Raw genomic sequence first — 20160 nt, 5'->3', positions numbered from 1 at the left:
TGGCGCTCGGCGGGTGTCTAGGGTCGGCCGGGTGATCGAGATTCCCGCGGAACTGGTGGCGTCGCAGACGCGGTGGAACGGTGAGGCGGGGCGGGCGTTCGTCGCGGCGTTGCCGGCCCGGGCGGAGGAGTTCGCGGCCCGGTGGGGACTGCGGCTGTCCGGCCGGTCGATGTACGGCGCGGCGTCGCTGGTGCTGCCGGCGGTACGGGCGGACGGGACGCGGGCGGCCCTCAAGCTGCAGTTGCTCGACGAGGAGACCGAGGGCGAGCCGGTGGCGCTGCGGGTGTGGGCGGGGGACGGTGCCATACGGCTCCTGGAGCACCACCCGGAGACGGGCACGCTGCTTCTGGAGCGGGCGGACGAGACCCGCCATCTCTCCGGGGTGGGGGATGCGCGGAAGGCGGTCGGGGTTCTGGCGGACCTGCTGGCCCGCCTGGTGGCGGTCCCGGCGCCGCCGGGCCTGCGCACGCTGGGTGGGCTCGCGGCGGAGATGGTGGCGGCGGCGCCGCGTGCGGCGGAGCGGTTGGCGGACCCGGACGAGGCGGCCCTGTTGCGGGACTGCGCGGCGGCGGTGCGGGAGGTCGTGGCGGAGCCCCGCGACCGCCTGCTCCACTGGGACCTGCACTACGACAACATCCTGGCGTCCGAGCGGGAGCCGTGGCTGGCCATCGACCCCAAGCCGCTCTCCGGGGATCCCGGCTTCGAGCTGCTGCCGGCCCTGACGAACCGGTGGGACCCGGACCCGGCGGAGACCCGGTGGCGCTTCGACCTGTTGACGGAACGCCTGGGCCTGGACCGCGCGCGGGCCCGCTCGTGGACCCTGGGCCGAGTCCTGCAGAACGGTCTGTGGGACGTGGCGGACGGCGAGCCGGCCCTCGACCCGGACCAGGTGTCCATCGCGCGGAATCTGCTGGCGAGGCGCCCCTGAGGGGGTGCACCCTGAGCTCATGATCCGTACTGCCACGCCTGCCGACGTCCCTGTGATCCACCAGCTCATCCGCGATCTGGCGGAGTACGAGAAGGCCCTGGACGAGGCCCGGGCGACCCCCGAGCAGCTTCACGAGGCCCTTTTCGGCCCGCATCCCGCCGCCTACGCCCACATCGCCGAGACCGACACGGGGGAGGTCGCCGGCTTCGCCCTCTGGTTCCTCAACTTCTCGACCTGGCGCGGGGTCCACGGCATCTACCTGGAAGACCTGTACGTCCGCCCGGACCTCCGCGGCGGCGGCCACGGCAAGGCCCTCCTGACCGAACTGGCCCGCCTCTGCGTGGAGCGCGGCTACGAACGCCTGGAGTGGTCGGTCCTCGACTGGAACAAGCCGTCGATCGACTTCTACGAGTCCCTGGGCGCGCGCCCGCAGGACGAGTGGACGGTGTACCGCCTGACGGACGAGGCCCTGAAGGAACTGGGCTCGTAGGGCTGCGAGGCCTCGACCGCGAGACTCCGCCTGCCCTGCGGGGGGCTTCCCGTACGGCGGCGTCACCTCCTGGGTGGGGCCTCGTGTAGGAAGGTGTCATGGAGAACGAGATTCAGCAGCGGTTCCAGCGGATCACCGCTTTCGTCGAGGCGCGGCTCACGCCGCTGTTCGACCCCGAGAACGGGAGTGATCACGGGTTCGGGATGGACGACACCTCGCGGGCGCTGCGGGCCCTGCGGTACACCGTGCAGGCGGCTTCGGCCGTGAACGGGCTGGTGGAGAAGCGGGAGTCGGCGCCCGAGCTGCGGCAGGTGGTGGACCAGGCGCTGGAGCACAACTGGGACGTGCTGCGCTCCATCGCCCGGATGTGGGAGGACCACCCCGACTTCCTGAAGGAGTTCAAGGGGCACTCCTGGGACGTGATCGGGGTCTGACCCCGGTCGCGCGGTCTTACGGGACCAGGACCGGGGTCTGACCCCGGTCCCGCGGTCCTACGGGACCAGGACCACCTTGCCCATCGTGCCCCGGGTCTCCAGAGCGCGGTGGGCCTTCGCCGCCTCGGAGAGGGGGAAGGGGTGGACCGCGGGGCGGAGGGTACCGGCCGAGGCCGCGGCGAGGGCGGCGAGTTCGAGGTTGCGGACGTCGCCGCCGGCCTTCTGGATCATGACGGGGCCGAGGACGCTCTCGGACGTGATGCCCCGCGCCGTGAGTTCCTCCTCGGTGAACGTGAGCGGTTCGCCGTCGTGCAGGCCCGCGCCCGACCAGCCGAAGACGAGGTGCTGTCCGCCCTTGCCGAGGAGGTCGACCGCCGCGCGGCCCGTCTCTCCGCCCACCGAGTCGAAGACGACCGTCGCCCGGCGGTCTCCGAGGAAGGCGCGGACCTCTTCCTGCCAGGTGGGCTGCTTGTAGTCGACCGCCAGGTCGGCGCCGTTCTCCCTCACCCGGGCCACCTTCTCCGGGCCGCCCGCCAGGCCGATCACCGTCGCGCCCGCGTTCTTCGCGTACTGCACCAGGAGCGTGCCGATGCCGCCCGCCGCGGCCGGGACGACGGCGACGGAGTCGGGGCCCAGCTCCGTGAACTGCAGGATGCCGAGCGTGGTGCGGCCCGTGCCGATCATGGCGACCGCCTCCGACTCCCCGAGGTGGTCCGGAAGTTCGTGCAGGCGCGCGGCGTCCGTGACGGCCAGTTCGGCGTAGCCGCCGGGGGCCGTTCCCAGGTGCGCGACGACCCGCTTGCCCAGCCAGGACGGGTCCGTGCCCTCGCCCAGCGCGTCCACCGTGCCCGCGACCTCGCGGCCGGGGACGGTGGGGAGTTCGGCGGGGGCGGGGAACGGGCCCGTCATGCCTTCCCTCAGGGCCGTGTCCAGGAGGTGCACGCCCGACGCCGCCACCTTGATGCGGACCTGGCCGGGGGCCGGGACGGGGGCCTCGACCTGTTCGTACGTCAGGTTCTCGGCCGGGCCGAAGGCGTGGAGGCGGATGGCGTGCATGGTGGGCGGGGTGGGGACGGTGGGGGTGGGCGTGGGGGCGGTGGCGTCGGCGGGGTCGGTGAGGTTGGTGGGGTTGGCGGGCGGGGTCGGCTGGGTGGGCATGGTGGCGTGGCTCCTCGGGCGGTGGTCGGTCAGGTGTTCCTGACGCCGTACAGCCTCCGACCTCAAGCTTGCTTGAGGTCAAGCGGTTCCGGGCGGAGGATCTCCGCCCGCATCGCCAGCGACACCGCCTCCACCGCGCTCGTGAACGACACCTCCGCCAGCACTCCCGGCGCCGCCACCTGGTCGCCCGCCAGGTACACCCCGTCGCCCCGGTCGATCGCCGGCCGGTCGCGCCACGTCGTGCCCGGGCGGTCGACCGCGCCCGTACGCCCTTGGGAGACCGCCTCCCGCCGCCACACCGTCCGCCCGCGCCAGTCCGTGAAGCCCAGGTCGAGCAGCCGCTCCGCGTGTGCGACGCCGTCCGCCTTCGACTCGCCCGGCCCGATCGGCAGCTGCATCTGGAGCAGTTGCCGCCCGGCCGGGGCGAGGCCCGGGTCCTGGGCCGTGAAGCGCTCGACCCAGCCGGGCGCGTCCAGGTCCGAGATCGCGAACGGGTCGCCCTTCCGGGTCCGCAGCGCCAGGTCGACCAGGACCGTGCGGCCCGACTCCCAGGTCAGCGAAGGGTCGTCCAGCAGTCGGGCCGCGGCCGGCAGGGCGGTCGCCACGACGACCGGGCCGTCGGCGACCGGCAGGGTGTCGACGCGCGAACCCGTCTCCAGGCGGACGCCCAGCTCCCGGGCGCGGGCCGCCATACGGTCGATCAGCCGGCCCCAGCCGCCCTTCACGTAGTGCGCCTCCGCCGGGACCGACGCGGCCCGGTGCAGCCGTTCCTGCACGAAGCGGGCCGAGAGCGCGCCGGGGTCGTGGTGGTACAGCGCGACCCCGCTGTACGCGGCCGCCGCCTCCGCCGCCTGCCGACCCACGAGCCGTGTCGCCCATGTGCGGAAGTCGACGTCCACGGGGGCCTGCTCCGCCTTGCGGAAGGACTGGCGCAGGAGGCCGAACGGCGGGACGCGGCGCAGGGCGCCCCGGTGGTGGAAGCGGAGCCTGGCCGCCTCCAGGGCGGGGAGCGGCGCCAGCTCGCCGAGCAGGCCGCGCTGCTCGAGCCAGGTCCAGTGCGGGCCGCCGCGGTAGATCGCGTGCGGGCCCTCGTTGGTGAGGTACGGGCCCTCGGCCGTACGGGCCCGGCCGCCGAGGGTGTGGTGCGCCTCGTACAGGGTCACCCGCGCGCCCGACTCGGCGGCGGTGACCGCGGCCGTGAGTCCCGCGAAGCCGCCGCCCACGATCGTGATCTTCCGCATCTCTCTGGCTCCCTCGTGTCGCCCGGCGTCGTGTCGGGGTTCACGCATGGGACGAACGGCCCGGCCGCGTTCGTGACATCCGGCCCGGGGAATTGTCGGTGGCGTGCGTCACGATGGGGAGATGAGGAAGCGGAGGACGGTCGCGAAGGTACGGAAGCCGGAGGTGCGGCTGCCGCCGCTGGAGGCGTACGAGGGCGGTCTGGAGCCCGACGGGGACTACGACGGAGTCGAGCTCGACGGGCTCGATCTGACCGGGCAGAACGGGGTGGGTGCGCGGTTCCTGGACTGCGCGGTGCGGGATTGCGGGCTCGACGAGGTGAGGCTGACGGCGGCCCGTTTCCTCGACTCCGTGCTGGACGGGGTGCGGGGGGTGGGGACCGACCTCGCGGAGGCGCAGCTGCGGGACGTCGAGGTCGTGGACGCGCGGCTCGGCGGCGTGCAGCTGCACGGAGCCGTTCTGGAGCGGGTCTGGGTGCGGGGCGGCAAGATCGACTACCTGAACCTGCGGATGGCGCGGCTGCGGGACGTCCTGTTCGAGGGCTGCGTGCTGAGCGAGCCGGACTTCGGCGGGGCGGTCCTGGAGCGGGTGGAGTTCCGGGACTGTGTCCTGGCGGGTGCCGACTTCAGTCGCGCGAAGCTGACGGACGTCGACCTGCGGTCCGCCCAGCGCGTCGACATCGCCCGCGGGGTGGACTCGCTGGCCGGCGCCGTGATCTCCACGGCGCAGCTGCTCGACCTGGCACCGGTGTTCGCGGCGCAGCTGGGGGTGCGGGTGGAGGACGTCTAGCGGGGGGCGGGGCCGGAGTGCGCGCGGGGCCGGAGTGCGCGCGGGGCAGGAGTGCGCGCGGGGCAGGCCTCGGACGCATGCGCAGGCGGGGCCGTCGTAGGGGCGGCCTCTGGGGGTGCGTTCAGAGGCGGGGCGGGAACGCGCGCAGGTAGGGGCGGTCCTCCGGGGGGCGGGCCGGGGTCAGGACACGCGGGGGAAGCGTGCCTGGAGGTCCCAGACCACCGGGTTGTCCGCCAGGCCCTCGTGCATGTCGGTCAGGTCGGCGATCAGATCGTGCAGGAAGTCGCGGGCCTCGCGGCGCAGTTCGGCGTGGTTGAAGGTGAGCGGCGGCTGGTCGCCCGGCATCCAGTCGGCCTCGACCTCGACCCAGCCGAAGCGGCGCTCGAAGATCATGACGTCGGACGACTCGGTGAAGTCGAGCTCCGCGTACTGGGGCCGGGACGCCCGGCTGCCGCGCGGGTCGCGGTCGATCCGCTCGACGATGTCGCACAGCGCCCACGCGAAGTCGAGCACCGGCACCCATCCCCAGGCTGTGGACAGCTCCTCGTCCTTCTCCGTGTCCGCGAGGTACACGTCGCCGCAGAACAGGTCGTGCCGCAGCGCGTGGACGTCCGCGTGGCGGTAGTCGGTCTGCGGGGGGTCGGGGAAGCGGCGGGAGAGGGAGTAGCCGATGTCGAGCACGGATCGATGGTCCCATGCCCGGCCGGGGCCTCCCGACCGGGCGGGGTCCCGCAGCCTTACCGCCCGTGTGCCGCCTTGGCCAGCCGCGGGCCCAGCCAGCGCTTGAGGCGGCGCAGGGGCTCCAGCTGGTCGGCCGCGCGGTCGAGGCGGTAGTAGAGCTGGGGCGGGATGTGGGGCAGGAGGGGGGAGTGGCGCTGCCCGAGCAGGGCGAACATCTGGGCGGGCTCCAGGCGCATGTAGCGGGGCAGGTTCTCGTACCACTGCGCGCTGTAGCGGGCCGCGCTCTGCGCCGGGACGAGCTCGGCGCGGCGGCGCTTCCCGTAGGCGGTGAGGGCCGCGTCCAGTGCGGCACCCGTGGGCGCGGAGCGCAGCGCGGCCGCGAGGACGAGGGCGTCCTCCAGGGCCAGGGTGGTGCCCGCGCCGATCGAGTAGTGGGTGGTGTGGGCGGCGTCGCCCAGCAGGACCAGCCTGCCGTGGTGCCAGGCCCGGTTGGTCAGGGTGCGGAAGGTGAGCCACTGGGCACTGCCGTCGGTGTGCTCGCGCCCGATGAGCGGCTCGCCGTCGAGGAGGTCGGCGAACAGCTTCTCCAGGAGCCGCAGGCTGTCGGCCTCGTTCATGTGGTCGAGCCCGAGCCCGGTCCAGGTGTCGGGGCCGCACTCCACCACGCAGGTCGACTGCTCGCCGCTGAAGCCGTACGCGTAGCACCAGATCCAGCCGTGCTCGGTCTCCTTGAAGGCGAAGCTGAAGGAGTCGAAGACCTTCGTCGTGCCGAGCCAGATGTACGGGTTGCGGCCGCTGGAGAGCCCGGGGCCGAAGCGGTCCGCGTGGGCCTCGCGCAGCGCGCTGTTCACCCCGTCGGCGGCCACGACGAGGTCGGCGCCGGCGAGTTCGGGCGCGTCGGGGCCGCCGACGGCGTGCTCGTGGACGACCCGTACGCCGAGCTCCCGCGCCCGGTCGGCGAGCAGGTTCAGCATCAGGCGGCGCCCGATGCCGAAGCCGGCGTCGCCCCGGTGGACGGTCTTCCGGTCGCGGACGATCGCCACGCCGTCGGTCCAGGTGACGGAGGCGGCGGCGATCGCCTCCGCGGACTCGGGGTCACCCGCGCGCAGCTTGTCGAGCAGTCCGGCCCAGTACGTGACGCCCCAGCCGTAGGTGGAGCCGGCCGGGTTCCGCTCGTACACGGTGATGTCGTGCGTGGGGTCCTGGCGCTTCATCAGGATCGAGAAGTACAGGCCGCCGGGCCCGCCGCCGACGATGGTGATCTTCACGTGCGCTCCCACGAGGACATGACACAGTGCGCCTGGGTGGCAACGCAGAGTAGCAGCCTCAGGGCAGCAGTCGCTGCTCCTTCGCCACCGCCACGGCGCCCGCGCGCGTGTCGACGCCGAGCTTGGCGTAGATCCGGCCCAGGTGCGTCTTGACCGTGGCCTCGCTGATGAACAGCGCGCGGGCGATCTCGCGGTTGCCGAGGCCGTGCGCGAGCTGCCCGAGGATGTCGCGTTCCCGGTCGGTGAGGCTCGGCGCCGCCGCGCCCCGCATCCGGTCCATGACCCGGCTGGCGACCGGCGCCGACAGCGTCGTACGGCCCTGGGCGGCGGAGTGGATCGCGGCGAACAGCTCCTCGGGGCGCTCGGCCTTCAGGAGGTAGCCGGTGGCGCCCGCCTCGATCGCCCGGGTGATGTCCGCGTCGGTGTCGTACGTGGTGAGGACGAGGACGTGGACGCCGGTCGGCGCGATCCGGCGGGTGGCCTCGACGCCGTCGATGCCCGCGCCGAGCTGGAGGTCCATCAGGACCACGTCGGGCCGCAGGTGCGCGGCCGTCGCGACCGCCTCCTCGCCGCTGCCCGCCTCGCCGACCACCTCGATGTCGGGGGCGCTGCCGAGCAGGGCGAGCAGCCCGGCGCGGACGACGGCGTGGTCGTCGCAGAGCAGGATGCGGACGGGCTCGCGGGCCGGCGCGTTCACGGGCGTACCTCCAGCGGGATCGCGGCCGAGAGCACGGTGCCCTCGCCGGGGGTGGACTCGATGGTCAGGGTGCCGCCCAGCTGCTGGGCGCGCACCCGCATGGCGGGCAGCCCGTGGCCCCGCACCCCCGTGTCGGCGGACCGGTCCGCCGGGTCGAAGCCGCGGCCGTCGTCGGCGACGTCGAGGACGACCTGGTCGTCGAGGTAGGTCAGGGTGAGCGCGGCCGAGGTGGCCCCGGCGTGCTCGCGGATGTTGGCGAGGGCGCCCTGAGCGATCCGCAGCAGGGCCGACTGCACCCGGTCCGGCAGGGGCACCGCCACCCCGTCGACCCGGAAGGCGGCCGATTCGCGGCCGGCGAGCCCGCGCAGCGCCTGCTCCAGGCCGCCGCCCTCGGCGAGGTCGGCGGGGGCCAGGTCGTGGACGAAGCGGCGGGCCTCGGCCAGGTTCCGCTCGGCGATCGACTCGGCCGTACGGACGTGCCGGCGGGCGGTCGACGGGTCGGTCTCCCAGGTGCGGTCGGCGGCCTGGAGCAGCATCTGCTGGCTGGACAGGCCCTGGGCCAGGGTGTCGTGGATCTCCATGGACAGGCGCTGCCGCTCGGCGAGGGTGCCCTCGCGGCGCTCGGTCGCGGCCAGCTCCCGTCGGGTGCGGATGAGGTCCTCGATGAGCGCCCGCTGCCGGTCGGCCTGCCGCTCGGCGTACAGGAAGACGGCGGTCGCGATGGCGGCGACGGCCGGCGGGGCGATGACGAGATCGGGGTCGAAGCCGTTCTTGGCGAGCTGGACCTGGGCGAAGACGACGAAGGCGGTGAGGAGGGTGACGAGGACCAGGGCGGCCCGCGTGGGGAGGGTGCGCAGGCCGGTGTAGAAGAGCGGCACCGCGCACCAGGCGAAGCTGGGCGCGAGGAGCACCAGGACCATCCAGACCGCGACGACGGTGACGAGCCAGGCGATCCGGCGCGGGGTGGCGCGGGTGCCGAGCACGGGGCCGAGGAGGTAGAGGGCGGCGAGGGCGCCGGAGAGCGCGACGATCCAGGGGCTGCGGTCCGCCCACGGGTGCCGCATGAGGAAGCGGGCGAGGGAGGCGCCGAGGAGCAGGAAGAAGGCGACGTGCATGACCCGCGCGAGCCGGCGTGCGTCGGGGTCCCGGTCCATCGTCCACCTGCTCCGTCGTGCGTCGTCGTGCTGATCGATGCCCTTCTGACCTGGGCATACGTGTCCATCCTGGCCCAGGAGGACCAGTCCGGCATCAACCGATCGGCTGACCCCCGTGTCCTCCATCATGCGCGGCGAGGGCAGCCGGAACGTGGACCGTCGGGGCCCGGATCCGGGCGGAGGATCGATGCAGAGCGAACGGAACAGCCTCCCTTCCTCCCTCACCTCAGGAGCCCGCCTTGAAGAAGAAGTTCCTCCTCGGCACCACCGCCGCCGTCGTCCTCGCCGCCGGCACCTTCGGCGCCGTCTCCGCGAACGCCTCCGCCCCGCAGGCCGCCCCGGCCGCGGCCGTCGCCAAGAAGGCCGACGCGGACAACGACAACCTGCGTCAGACCACGCACCTGACGATCGAGGCCGCGACGAAGGCGGCGCAGGCCAGCCTGAAGGCCGCCGAGAAGGAGAACCAGCGGGTCTCCGTCGCCGTCGTCGACCGCAACGGCAACACCCTGGTGACCCTGCGCGGCGACGGTGCCGGCCCGCAGTCCTACGAGTCGGCCGTGAGGAAGGCGTACACCGCCGTCTCCTGGAACGCCCCGACCTCCGTCCTCGTGGGGCGCCTCGCCCAGGCCCCGAACCTGAAGGACATCCCGGGCACCCTCTTCCTGGCCGGCGGCGCCCCGGTGACCGCGAACGGCGGCCCGATCGCCGGCATCGGCGTGGCCGGCGCCCCCTCCGGCGACCTCGACGAGAAGTTCGCCCAGGCCGGCGTCGCCTCCCTCGACGACTGATCACACCGACCCACGCACCTCGGCGGCGCCCGGTTCCCCCACCGGGCGCCGCCGATCCGTGTCGGACGCGGGGCACCGGCCTGGGAGCCTGCCGCAGGGGCCCGCCTGCCCCCGCCTCGGGGTGCGCGCCGCCACCGTCGTGCGCGCACCTGTCGTCGAATGCCTGTTTAGGATCGGTTCGTGAACACACGCAGCCGAGTCCGCGCCGGAGCCGTGGCCGTCGCCTTCGCCCTGCTGGCCGCCGGCTGCACCGGCTCGGGCTCCGGTGGCGGGGTGAAGGGCACCCCGGGCGCCGCGGGGCTGCGCGATCCCTACTTCCCCAAGCTCGGCAACAGCGGCTACGACGTGAGCCACTACGCGCTCACCCTGTCCTACGACCCCGCCACCGGCCGCCTCGACGGACGCGCCGAGATCACCGCGAAGGCCACCCAGGACCTCAGCGCCTTCAACCTCGATTTCGTCGGCCTCACCGTGCGGGGGGCGACGGTCGACGGTCGGCCCGCGGCGGTCAACCGGGCCGGGAACGAGCTGACCCTGCGCCCGCGCGCGGAGATCGAGGACGGCGCCGAGTTCCGCGCCACCGTCACCTACGACGGCGTGCCCCAGAAGATCACCGACTCGGACGGCTCCGAGGAGGGTTGGCTGAAGACCGCCGACGGGGCCCTCGCGCTCGGCGAACCGACCGGCTCGACGGCCTGGTTCCCCGGCAACCACCACCCCTCGGACAAGGCGACGTACGACATCGCGGTCACCGTTCCGGCCGGGGTGAAGGCCTTCAGCAACGGCGTGCTCAGCTCCGAGAAGAAGACCGCCGACGGACGCGGCACCTCCGTCTGGCACGTCGCCGAGCCGATGGCGAGCTATCTCGCGACCCTCGCGATCGGGCGGTTCGACACGACGACCACGACCGCGCTCGGCGGCAAGGTCCCCGTGGTCACCGCCGTCGACCCGGTCGTCGCGGCCGGCGCCGCCGCGCTGCGGGCCCGGATCCCGGAGCTCCTGGAATGGGAGACGGAGAACTTCGGCCCCTACCCCTTCGCGGCGGCCGGGGCGATCGTCGAGCGCGACGGCGACGCCGGCTACGCCCTGGAGACCCAGACCCGGCCCGTGTTCCCCGGCAGCTCCTTCGACACCTCCACGCTCGTGCACGAGATGGCCCACCAGTGGTACGGCGACTCCGTCTCGCCGGCGACCTGGAAGGACATGTGGCTGAACGAGAGCTTCGCGACCTACGCGGAATGGCTCTACGCCGAGGACTTCGAGCACACCCCGGCGCAGAAGAGCTTCGAGAAGGCCTTCGCGAACGACGCCGCCTGGGCCTTCCCGCCGGCCGAACCGCCCAAGGCGGAGGACCTGTTCGGCACGCCGGTGTACCAGCGCGGCGCGATGGTGCTGCACCGGATCCGTCAGGAGGTCGGCGACGACACCTTCTACGAGATCCTCGCGGGCTGGCCGGCCGAGCACCGGCACGGCAACGCCACGACGAAGGACTTCACGGAGTACGTGGAGTCGGTGGCGGGCCGGGACCTGAGCGGGCTGTGGGACGTGTGGCTGTACGGCGACGGGAAGCCGGCCAGGCCGACGGCGTGAAACAGGGCAGCGGGGTGACGCGGGTTGACGCGGGGAGGCCTGGAGGCCGAGGGCTCGGCGGCGCACCGCGCTCCCGGGCTCAGAGGCCCTTCCGCAGGACGACGCACGGCCGGCCGTGCGCCAGGTCGGGCCGGCGGGCGGTCTCCTCGTAACCGAGGGACGTCCAGAAGGCGAGCGCCCGCGGGTTGTTCTCGAGGACCGCGAGGCGCAGTCCCGTACGGCCCTGGGAGCGGAAGCCCTCCTCGACGTACCCGGCGAGGCGGCGGCCGAAGCCGGTGCGGTGCGCGCCGGGGTGGACCATCAACAGGCCGAGCCACGGGTCGGGTTCGGCCGGGTCGGGGTGGCGGGCGAGGGTGATGGCGATCGCCACCAGGCGCCCTTCGGAGCGGGCCAGCAGCACCTCGGCGGTGGGCTGGGCGAGCTCGTCGGCGAGGGCGGCGGCCACCTGCTCGGGCCGGATGTGGCCGGGGTCCGGGAAGTCACCGCTGAGCTGCTGGAACTCCTCGTTCGAGGCGTACAGCTCGGTGAGTTCGGTGAGCAGCGGGCCGGGGAGGCCGTACGGATCCCGGGGGGTCAGCGGTTCGACGATCACCCGGGCAAGGGTAGAGCCCCGGCGCCCGCGCGCCGGGGCTCCCTGTCCCGCGGGGACGGGTCAGATGTTGACGCCGAAGTCGCGGGCGATGCCCTCCAGGCCGGAGGCGTAGCCCTGGCCGACGGCGCGGAACTTCCACTCGGCACCGTTGCGGTAGAGCTCGCCGAAGACCATGGCGGTCTCGACGGCGGCGTCCTCCGACAGGTCGTAGCGGGCGATCTCGGCGCCGCCGGCCTGGTTCACGATGCGGATGTAGGCGTTGCGGACCTGGCCGAAGTTCTGCGAGCGGCTGACCGCGTCGTAGATGGAGACCGGGAAGACGATCTTGTCGACGCCGGCCGGGAGGCCCGCCAGGTTGACGTTGATCTGCTCGTCGTCGCCGCCGCCCTCGCCGGTGCGGTTGTCACCGGTGTGGACGATGGTCTGGTCCGGGGTGGACTTGTTGTTGAAGAAGACGAAGTGGCCGTCGGAGACGACCTTGCCCGTGGCGTCGACGCCGATGGCGGACGCGTCGAGGTCGAAGTCGGTGCCCGTGGTCGTACGGACGTCCCAGCCGAGGCCCACGGTGACGGCCGTGAGGCCCGGAGCCTCCTTGGTCAGCGAGACGTTGCCGCCCTTGGAGAGGCTTACAGCCATGGGAAGTCCCTTTCCTCGTGGTTCCACGCGGTGGTCGTGCCGGTGATCGTGACTGGAAGAACGCGAACGGAGGCCCGGTGGTTCCCGGGCGAAAACAGGGTGACGCATCGACCGGGGTCCGGGGAACATGGATGACATGTCCGGTCCCTATCCCATCCGCGGCTCCGTCTCGCTTCCCGAGGCCGAGCTCCAGTGGCGTTTCTCGCGGTCGTCCGGGCCGGGCGGGCAGCACGTCAACACCAGCGACTCGCAGGTCGAGCTGCGCTTCGACCTGGCGGCGACGGACGCCCTGCCGGAGGTGTGGAAGGCGCGGGCCCTGGAACGCCTGGCCACGCGGCTGGTGAACGGGGTGGTGACCGTCCGCGCCTCGGAGCACCGCTCGCAGTGGCGGAACCGGGAGACGGCGGCCGTGCGGCTCGCGGCGCTCCTCGCGGAGGCGACGGCTCCGCCGCCGAAGCCGCGGCGGGCGACGAAGATCCCGCGGGGGATCAACGAGCGGCGGCTGCGGGAGAAGAAACAGCGCGCGGAGACCAAAAGGGCCCGCCAGGGCCGGGACTGGACCTGACCCCGTTCAGGACAGGGTTCGGTAGTGGCCTCGGAAGTAGGTGAGGGGGCCGGCGGCCGAGGGGGAGAGGGTCGTGGCGAGGACCCGGCCGATGACGAGCGTGTGGTCGCCGGCGACGACCCGGTTCTCCGTCCGGCACTCCAGCGTGGCGAGCGCGCCCTCCATCAGCGGCGCGTTGCTGTGCGGCCCGCGGGTGTAGGGGACGTCGGCGAAGAGCAGGCGGTCGCTGACGCGCCCCTTCATCGCGAAGCGGCCCGCGATCTGGCGCTGGTTCTCGGAGAGCAGGGAGACCGCCCAGACGGGCACGTCGGCGAGCAGGTCGTCCATGCGGGAGTCGTTGCGCAGGCTGACCAGGACCAGGGGCGGTTCGAGGGAGACGGAGAGGAAGGCGGTGGCCGTCATGCCGACGTCCTCGCCGCGCGGGCCGTCGTCCGGGTCGTGCGCCGTCACCAGGACCACGCCCGCCGCCAGGCGGGACATGGCGGCCTTGAACTCGTCGTTGCTCACTCCCTCAGCATGAGGGATCGCCAGGTCGTGGGGGGTGAGGGTGTTCTGCAGCACGCTCGCACGCTAGTACGGCGGCCGGTGCCCCCACATCGGGCGCCGGGACCAGTCGAGGCTCCCCCGCCGGTCCTAGGACCCGCTTGGCCACCCCGTCCCGCGCTGTTCACGTGCCGTTCGGAAAGCCCCGGCGCCCCTTGTGACTTGAGTCACAGACCGCAGTATTTGTTGACCCTGTGTACCGGGTGCACAGCTCGCTGTGATTCAGTGGCGGGGACAGTGCACCACGAAGCCGATGAAGCCGATGAGAACCCTGGAGTCAGCTGTCGAGGTCTCGGGGAGAGCGAGCGATGGAGACCGAGTCGGAGCCGTACGTCCGTCTTGCGACCCTGCGGCAGCTGCATCAGGTCGTGGCGGACCTCAACACCGCCCGAAGCCTTGCGGACACCCTGCAGGCCGTCGCCGACGGCATCGTCGCGGGGCTCAACTATGAGCTGGCCTGCGTCAATCTCGTGCGCCCCGACGGCGATCTCGTCGTCGCCGCCTTCGCCGGCAGCCCCGCCGCCGAGGCCCTGATCACCGGCCGGGTCGGCTCCCGCGCCTCCTGGGACCGCCGGCTCTCGATGGGCGAGTCCTGGGGCGACCTGCGGTTCATCCCGCACACCGAGGGCTGGGTGCTCATCGAGGACGACGTCCCGCAGTGGCACACCGAGGGCCCGGCCCCCCGCTTCGAGGACGAGTGGCACCCGCACGACCGGCTCTACGCGCCGATGTACGCCCCGCGGCTCGGTTCCGCCCGCCCGGGGGGACCCGCGGCCGGCTCCGACCGCGAGCTGCTCGGCGTGATCTCCGTCGACCGCCCGCGCAACGGGCGCCACCCCGGCCCCTGGGGCCGCGAGGCGCTCCAGATGTACGCCTCGCAGTCCGCCATCGCGATCAGCAACGCCCGCCTCCGGTCCAACATGCAGCGCGCCCTGGTCCGCCTGGAGCGCGAGCAGCAGGCCCTGCGCGCCAGCGAGGAGTCGTTCCGGCAGGCCTTCGAGTACGCGCCCTCCGGCATGGCCATCGCCGAGATGGGCGGTGACCAGCACGGCCGGCTGCTCCGCACGAACGACGCCCTGTGCCGGCTGCTCGGCCGCCCCGCGTCGGTGATGCGGCGCTACTCCTTCGCCGACCTCGTGCACCCCGAGGACATAGGCACCCTGCTGCGGACCTCCGCCGAGGGCGGCCGCGCCGAGCTGCGCCTCGGCCGCCGCGACGGCACGTACGTCTGGGTCTCCCTGCGCAACTCGGTCGTCGCCGACACCGCCGACGGCCCCCGCTTCCTCCTCACCCACGTCGAGGACATCGAGGAGCGCAAGCGGCACGAGCTCCAGCTCGCCCACCGCGCCTCGCACGACGCGCTCACCGGCCTCCCCAACAGCGCCGAGCTCCGCTCCCGGCTCTCCGCCCGGATCTGCGAGCGCCCCTTCGCCGCCTCCGCCGGCGACCCGGTCGCCGCCTCCACGGACGGCTACGAGGCCGGGCCCGAGTCCCCGTACGAGTACGACTACGAGCACGAGCACGGCTTCGGTTTCTCGCCGGTCGGCGGCGGTGCCGGGCCGTACGACCACCATGTGCACACCGTCGCCCCCACCGGCGGCGAGGTCGACGACGGCACGAAAGGCCTCGCGGTCCTCTTCTGCGACCTCGACGGCTTCAAGTCGATCAACGACCGCTTCGGGCACCACACCGGCGACGCCGTCCTCATCGAGGTCGCCCGCCGGCTCACCACGGGCGTACGGGACGGCGACACGGTCGCCCGGCTCGGCGGCGACGAGTTCGTGGTCCTCGCCGACGGTCTGGGCGCGGCCGACGCCGCCGACCTCGCCGTCCGGCTGCGGAACGCGATCATTCCGCCGATCCGGGTCGACGGGCGGGCGGTGCGCGTCGGGGCCAGTTTCGGCATCGGCTGGGCCGAGTGCGGCATGACCGTGGAAGAGGTCCTGAACAGCGCCGACCAGCGGATGTACATCGAGAAGCGGTCGCGTTCGAAGGTGCACCGCCGGGCCGGGTAGCCGGACCGCGGGCGGTTTCGTTCACCGGTCGTACACACATCGCCGAATCGACGCCAGGGCCGTTCGAGGTAGGCTCGGCCGGTCGGCGACGGCTGGCGAGCAGGCAAAGAGGAGTGACCCGGATGGCTGCCGGTAACGACGGCGCGAAGACGCCCGAGGACGACGATCCGTTCGGCTACCTGTACGCGGACGGACAGGCGGCGGGTGCCCAGCCGCCCCAGGGCGGCGGGTACGGCTACCCGGGTCCGGCGCCGCAGCCGGGCGTTCCGCGCACCTCGTACAACCAGGTCCGCACGGTCGGCGAGCGGCAGTACGGCGGCCACGCCGCCCAGGGCCACGCCCAGGTCCCGCACCAGCAGGCGTACGCCCAGCCGCACCCCCAGTACGCGGCCCCCGAGACCTACAACGGCGGCGCGCCCACCCGGCCGGTGCCCCCGGCGCAGGCCGGTCCGCGCGGCGGCGGCCCCAACACCAAGGGCCTGCTCATCGGCGCCGTGGCGGTCGTCGCGGTGGTGGTGATCGGCATCGCCGCGGCCGTGATCACCAACAGCGGCGACGAGAACGACACGGCGGGCTCCGGCGGCAACCCGTCGGGCGCGCCGACCCAGGTCTCCGAGTCCCCCTCGACCGACCCCAGCCAGTCCTCGCAGGCCCCGCAGGAGCTGCCGAAGCAGGACGCGGCGACCCTGAAGCTGGGCGGTGCGGCGGCGCTCGCCAAGGACATCAAGGGCGCGGAGGGCGCGGACGGCGCGTACGTGACCGGCTTCAACGCGGTCGGCTCCTCGGTGACCTGGCAGGCGGACGTGGCGCAGGCCGGCAGCTACCGGCTGTACGTGCGCTACGCGATCCCCGCGGCGGACGCCAACGCCACGCTGACGGTCAACGACAAGGCCAACAGCAACCCGATAGGCCTGAAGAACTTCATCGGCTCGTCGGACCCGAACCTGGAGAAGAACTGGCAGACCACCTGGGCGCCGGTCACGCTGAAGCAGGGCATGAACACGATCAAGCTGTCCTGTGAGCAGGGCAACCAGTGCAACGCGATCTTCGACTGGCTGGAGATCCGCACGGGGAGCTGAACCCCGGGCAGCGGCGGCGGCCCGGGCCGTGCGTCCGCGCCGTGACAGGGCCCCGGAGGCGTTCGCCTCCGGGGCCCTCGGCGTTGTCGGGAGCGGCGGTGGGAAGTCCGCCGTGGCCCGGATGCCCGCCACGGGGGCGAGGGGTGTCGCGGGGACGATCACCCGCAACGGGCGGTGTCGCGGGGGCGATCACCCGCGCCGCGGGCGGGGCATCACGCGGCGGTCGCCGGTTCGTGGACCGTGACGCGGGGGAGCAGGGCCTCGTACGCCGTCGCGTCGAACTCCCCGGCGACCGGGGAGAGCACCGTCGCGGCCGAGAGGGCGACGGCGTGGGCGAGCCGGGTGGGCCAGTCGGCGCCGTCGACCAGACCGGCGAGCAGCGCGGCGACGGCGGAGTCGCCCGCTCCGGTCGGGTTGCCCTTCACGGGGGCGGGCGGGGCGGCCTGCCAGAGGCCGTCCGGGGTGGCGGCGAGGAGGCCGTCGGGGCCGAGGGAGGTGACGACCGCGTGGGCGCCGCGGCGGCGGGCGTCGCGGGTGGCGCGGTGGGGTTCGCGGGAGCCGGTGAGCTGGGCGAGCTCCTCGGCGTTGGGCTTCACCAGGTCGGGGCGGGCGGCGATGCCGCGGCGCAGCGGCTCGCCGCTGGTGTCCAGGAGGACCGGGACGCCCGCGGCGCGGGCGAGCCGGACGAGTTCCGCGTACGCGCCGACGTGGATGCCGGGCGGCAGGCTGCCGCACAGGGCCACGGCCCGTGCCCCGTCGAGGAGTTCGGTGAAGCGGCCGGAGAACGCGGCCCATTCGGCGGGGGTGATGGCCGGCCCGGGCTCGTTGAGCTGGGTGGTGTCGCCGCTCGCGGCGTCGACGACCGCGACGGTGCGGCGGGTGGCGCCGGAGGTCGGCACGAGGGCGTCGTGGACCGGCTGTCCGGCGGTGGTACGGGCGAGCAGGGCGCGCAGCGTCTCGCCGGTGGCGCCGCCGGCGAAGCCGGTGACGACCGTCTCGTGGCCGAGGGCGCCGAGCACGCGGGCGACGTTGAGGCCCTTGCCGCCGGGGCGTTCGATGACCTGGGTGACCCGGTGGGAGGCGTGCGGGACGAGCGCGGGGACGCGATAGGTGAGGTCCAGCGCCGTGTTGAGGGTGACCGTGAGGATCACCAGGCCCACCCCCGTCGTCTCGGTCACCGGCTCTCGGCGCCCCGATCATGCCAAACGGAAGGCGGTTGGCCCAGACCCCTGGACCAACCGCCGTACGCGAACATGAGGGGAAATCATCCCACTTGGGGTTCAACCACCCAGACGCCCTTGCGCATCACGCCCTTGAGCTCGAAGTCCGCGTCGAGGACGACGAGATCGGCGTCCTTGTCGGGCTCCAGCGAACCCACCCGGTCGTACACGCCGAGCAGCCGGGCCGGGTTGGCGGAGATGGCCTGGACGATCGCCTCGACGGGCAGCTTGTCGACGGTGGCCGCGCGCTTGAACGCGCGGTCCAGGGTGAGCGTCGAGCCGGCGATCGAGCCGCCCTCCACGAGCCGCGCGACGCTGTCCTTCACCTCGACCTCCAGCGGGCCGAGCATGTAGCGCCCGTCGCCGAAGCCGGCCGCGTCCATCGCGTCGGTGATGAACGCGACCCGCTCCGGTCCCGCGTGATGGAACGCCAGCTCCAGGGCGGCCGGGTGCAGGTGGGTGCCGTCGTTGATCAGTTCGACGGTGACCCGCTCGTCCTCCAGGAGCGCGGCGATCGGGCCGGGCGCGCGGTGCCCGAGGCCGGGCATCGCGTTGTAGAGGTGGGTGGCGACGGTGGCGCCCGCGTCGATGGCGGCCCGCGTCTGCTCGTACGTCGCGTCCGTGTGCCCGATCGCGGCGATCACGCCGTGCTCGGCGAGCAGCCGTACGGACGCGATGCCGCCGGGCAGCTCGGTGGCGAGGGTGACCATGCGGGCCTGCCCGCGCGCCGCGTCGATCAGCTTGCGCACCTCGGCCGGGTCGGGGTCGCGCAGCAGCGTCTCGTCGTGGGCGCCCTTGCGGCAGGGGGAGATGAACGGGCCCTCGAAGTGGATGCCGGCGATCTCGCCCTGCTCGGCGAGCTCGGAGACGAGGCTCGCGCGGTGGGTGAGGAAGTCCATGTCGCCGGTGACGAAGGAGGCGACGACGGTGGTCGTGCCGTGCAGCCGGTGGGTGTGGACGCCGGTGAGGATCTCGTCCACGGTGCCGGAGGTGAAGGAGGCGCCGCCACCGCCGTGGTTGTGCAGGTCGACGAAGCCGGGGACGAGCCAGTGGCCGGAGAGGTCCAGCGCGGGCGTCTCCTCCGCGGCGCTCCCCGCGATACGGCCGTTCTCGACGATCACTCGTCCGTTCTCGACGATCCCGGTCGGCAGCACCACGCGGGCCCCGGCGAGAACTGTGGAAACGGCCATCAGGCGGATACCTCCGAGTCGGTGGGGCGGTCGGCGGGGCGGTCGGTCGGCTGCTCGGCGGCCGGCCGCCCGTCGGCGAGCAGGTCCCAGGCGAGGAGGCCCGCGCCCAGGCATCCGGCGGTGTCCCCGAGGGCCGCCGGGACGATGGCGGGCAGCTTCTGGAACGTGACGCGCTCCTCCACCGCGGCCCGAAGGGGTGTGAACAAGGTTTCCCCGGCCTCGGCGAGACCGCCACCGATGATGAGCGTGCGGGGGTCCAGCAGGGTGAGCGCGGTGACCAGCCCGTCGGCGAGCGCGTCGACCGCCTCCTGCCAGACGCGCACGGCCGCGGGGTCGCCGGAGGCGACGGCCTTGGCGCAGTCGGCGGCGTCGGCCTCGGGGTCGCCGGAGGCCTCGGCCCAGGCGAGGGAGACGGCGGATGCGGAGGCGTACCGCTCCAGGCAGCCGCGCTGGCCGCAGCCGCACTCCGTACCGCCCGGGCGGACGACGATGTGGCCGATCTCGCCGGCGTAGCCGTGGGCGCCGGCCTCGATCGCGGAGCCGATGCCGATGGCGCCGGCGATGCCGGTGCCGAGCGGCACGAAGAGGAAGCGGTCGGCGCCGTTGCCGGCACCGATCCGGCCCTCGGCGAGGCCGCCGGTGCGTACGTCGTGGCCGAGGGCGACGGGGATGCCGCCGAGGCGCTCGCTGAGCAGGGCGCGCATCGGGACGTCGCGCCAGCCGAGGTTGGCGGCGTAGACGGCGATGCCGTTCTCGGCGTCGACGATTCCGGGCACGGCGACACCGGCGGCCGCGGCGGACTCGCCGTACCGCTCCTGGCCGAGGGCGCGCAGGTCCTCGGCGAACCCGAGGATCGTCTCGACGACGGCCTCGGGCCCCCGGTCGCGCCCGGTGGCCCGCCGGGCCTCGTGGAGCAGGGTGCCGTCCGCCCCGACGAGGGCGGCCTTCATGCCGGTGCCGCCCACATCGAGGGCGATGACGTGTCTCACGGGGGACAGTCTCGCGCGAGATCCACGAGAGGTCTAGTCCACTGTGGAGGATTGTTGCGGTCGGATACAAATTCGAGGGCGGGGGATCCCGCCCTCCCGGCGGACGTGCGAGCGA

General features: G+C 73.6%; 21 protein-coding genes. 9 read left to right on the top strand and 12 right to left on the bottom strand.

The features are described 5' to 3' along the window. The first annotated feature begins 13 nt into the window (after positions 1–13). From ACIGXE_RS30410 to ACIGXE_RS30400, 3 genes are all read left to right on the top strand, one after another. Positions 14–928: an aminoglycoside phosphotransferase family protein gene (locus ACIGXE_RS30410; RefSeq protein ID WP_399752286.1), complete on the top strand. Its 915-nt coding sequence runs from the start codon at positions 14–16 to the stop codon at positions 926–928. A gap of 19 nt (positions 929–947) precedes the next feature. Further along, positions 948–1418, top strand: coding sequence for a GNAT family N-acetyltransferase (locus ACIGXE_RS30405; protein WP_399752284.1), 471 nt, complete (start codon positions 948–950; stop codon positions 1416–1418). A gap of 98 nt (positions 1419–1516) precedes the next feature. Then, positions 1517–1852 carry a hypothetical protein gene (locus ACIGXE_RS30400; RefSeq protein WP_399752282.1) on the top strand — a complete coding sequence of 112 codons (336 nt, stop codon included), beginning with the start codon at positions 1517–1519 and terminating at the stop codon, positions 1850–1852. Positions 1853–1909: 57 nt separating this feature from the next. On the opposite strand, the gene ACIGXE_RS30395 is transcribed toward ACIGXE_RS30400, so the two are convergent. Both ACIGXE_RS30395 and ACIGXE_RS30390 read right to left on the bottom strand, forming a co-directional pair. After that, positions 1910–2908: a zinc-binding dehydrogenase gene (locus tag ACIGXE_RS30395; RefSeq protein ID WP_399752480.1), complete on the bottom strand. Its 999-nt coding sequence runs from the start codon at positions 2906–2908 to the stop codon at positions 1910–1912. A gap of 164 nt (positions 2909–3072) precedes the next feature. Further along, entirely contained in the window at positions 3073–4251 is a 1179-nt protein-coding gene (locus tag ACIGXE_RS30390) for a phytoene desaturase family protein (RefSeq protein WP_399752280.1), read from the bottom strand. A gap of 121 nt (positions 4252–4372) precedes the next feature. On the opposite strand from ACIGXE_RS30390, the gene ACIGXE_RS30385 reads away from it, so the two are divergent. After that, entirely contained in the window at positions 4373–5038 is a 666-nt protein-coding gene (locus ACIGXE_RS30385; protein ID WP_399752278.1) for a pentapeptide repeat-containing protein, read from the top strand. A gap of 180 nt (positions 5039–5218) precedes the next feature. On the opposite strand, the gene ACIGXE_RS30380 is transcribed toward ACIGXE_RS30385, so the two are convergent. The 4 genes from ACIGXE_RS30380 to ACIGXE_RS30365 are packed head-to-tail and all read right to left on the bottom strand — an operon-like array spanning position 5219 to position 8838. Further along, the gene (locus ACIGXE_RS30380) at positions 5219–5719 is read right to left on the bottom strand and encodes a hypothetical protein (RefSeq protein WP_399752276.1); all 501 of its coding nucleotides are present in this window, start codon (positions 5717–5719) and stop codon (positions 5219–5221) included. A 56-nt stretch (positions 5720–5775) separates the two neighbouring features. Continuing rightward, positions 5776–6987, bottom strand: coding sequence for an FAD-dependent monooxygenase (locus tag ACIGXE_RS30375; protein WP_399752274.1), 1212 nt, complete (start codon positions 6985–6987; stop codon positions 5776–5778). Positions 6988–7045: 58 nt separating this feature from the next. Further along, complete coding sequence (locus ACIGXE_RS30370; RefSeq protein WP_399752272.1) at positions 7046–7684, bottom strand: response regulator; 639 nt, start codon at positions 7682–7684, stop codon at positions 7046–7048. Continuing rightward, positions 7681–8838, bottom strand: a complete 1158-nt coding sequence (locus tag ACIGXE_RS30365; RefSeq protein ID WP_399752270.1) for a sensor histidine kinase — start codon at positions 8836–8838, stop codon at positions 7681–7683. The genes ACIGXE_RS30370 and ACIGXE_RS30365 overlap by 4 nt, the downstream gene beginning before the upstream one ends. A gap of 239 nt (positions 8839–9077) precedes the next feature. Between ACIGXE_RS30365 and ACIGXE_RS30360 the strand changes: the two genes are divergently transcribed. Continuing rightward, entirely contained in the window at positions 9078–9626 is a 549-nt protein-coding gene (locus ACIGXE_RS30360) for a heme-binding protein (protein WP_399752268.1), read from the top strand. A 180-nt stretch (positions 9627–9806) separates the two neighbouring features. Then, positions 9807–11216, top strand: a complete 1410-nt coding sequence (locus tag ACIGXE_RS30355; protein ID WP_399752267.1) for a M1 family metallopeptidase — start codon at positions 9807–9809, stop codon at positions 11214–11216. A gap of 79 nt (positions 11217–11295) precedes the next feature. Here ACIGXE_RS30355 and ACIGXE_RS30350 read toward each other — a convergent pair whose 3' ends face one another. Next, complete coding sequence (locus ACIGXE_RS30350) at positions 11296–11808, bottom strand: GNAT family N-acetyltransferase (RefSeq protein ID WP_399752265.1); 513 nt, start codon at positions 11806–11808, stop codon at positions 11296–11298. Between the two features lie 60 nt (positions 11809–11868). Further along, the gene (locus tag ACIGXE_RS30345; RefSeq protein ID WP_399752263.1) at positions 11869–12444 is read right to left on the bottom strand and encodes a TerD family protein; all 576 of its coding nucleotides are present in this window, start codon (positions 12442–12444) and stop codon (positions 11869–11871) included. A gap of 127 nt (positions 12445–12571) precedes the next feature. Here ACIGXE_RS30345 and arfB point away from each other — a divergent pair, with 127 nt between their 5' ends. Further along, complete coding sequence (gene arfB, locus ACIGXE_RS30340) at positions 12572–13009, top strand: alternative ribosome rescue aminoacyl-tRNA hydrolase ArfB (RefSeq protein WP_399752261.1); 438 nt, start codon at positions 12572–12574, stop codon at positions 13007–13009. A 6-nt stretch (positions 13010–13015) separates the two neighbouring features. Here the strand turns inward: arfB and ACIGXE_RS30335 are convergent, their stop codons facing one another. Next, positions 13016–13570, bottom strand: coding sequence for a flavin reductase family protein (locus tag ACIGXE_RS30335; protein WP_399752259.1), 555 nt, complete (start codon positions 13568–13570; stop codon positions 13016–13018). A 290-nt stretch (positions 13571–13860) separates the two neighbouring features. On the opposite strand from ACIGXE_RS30335, the gene cdgB reads away from it, so the two are divergent. After that, positions 13861–15567, top strand: a complete 1707-nt coding sequence (cdgB, locus tag ACIGXE_RS30330; RefSeq protein WP_399752258.1) for a diguanylate cyclase CdgB — start codon at positions 13861–13863, stop codon at positions 15565–15567. A 122-nt stretch (positions 15568–15689) separates the two neighbouring features. Next, positions 15690–16646 (top strand): CBM35 domain-containing protein, encoded by a 957-nt coding sequence (locus ACIGXE_RS30325; protein ID WP_399752256.1) that lies wholly within the window; start codon positions 15690–15692, stop codon positions 16644–16646. 212 nt (positions 16647–16858) lie between these two features. Here ACIGXE_RS30325 and ACIGXE_RS30320 read toward each other — a convergent pair whose 3' ends face one another. From ACIGXE_RS30320 to ACIGXE_RS30310, 3 genes are all read right to left on the bottom strand, one after another. Next, positions 16859–17797 (bottom strand): 1-phosphofructokinase family hexose kinase, encoded by a 939-nt coding sequence (locus ACIGXE_RS30320; RefSeq protein WP_399752478.1) that lies wholly within the window; start codon positions 17795–17797, stop codon positions 16859–16861. A 113-nt stretch (positions 17798–17910) separates the two neighbouring features. After that, positions 17911–19056: an N-acetylglucosamine-6-phosphate deacetylase gene (nagA, locus tag ACIGXE_RS30315; RefSeq protein WP_399752254.1), complete on the bottom strand. Its 1146-nt coding sequence runs from the start codon at positions 19054–19056 to the stop codon at positions 17911–17913. Beyond that, on the bottom strand, positions 19056–20045 hold the full coding sequence (locus tag ACIGXE_RS30310; protein ID WP_399752253.1) for an ROK family protein: 990 nt from the start codon (positions 20043–20045) through the stop codon (positions 19056–19058). The genes nagA and ACIGXE_RS30310 overlap by 1 nt, the downstream gene beginning before the upstream one ends. Between the last annotated feature and the right edge of the window lie 115 nt (positions 20046–20160).

The organism is Streptomyces sp. NPDC053431, from assembly GCF_044544925.1.
In the GTDB taxonomy this organism is placed as follows: Bacteria; Actinomycetota; Actinomycetes; order Streptomycetales; family Streptomycetaceae; genus Streptomyces.
Note: the sequence above shows the minus strand (reverse complement) of the source record. Positions and strands in the feature narration are given on the sequence as shown.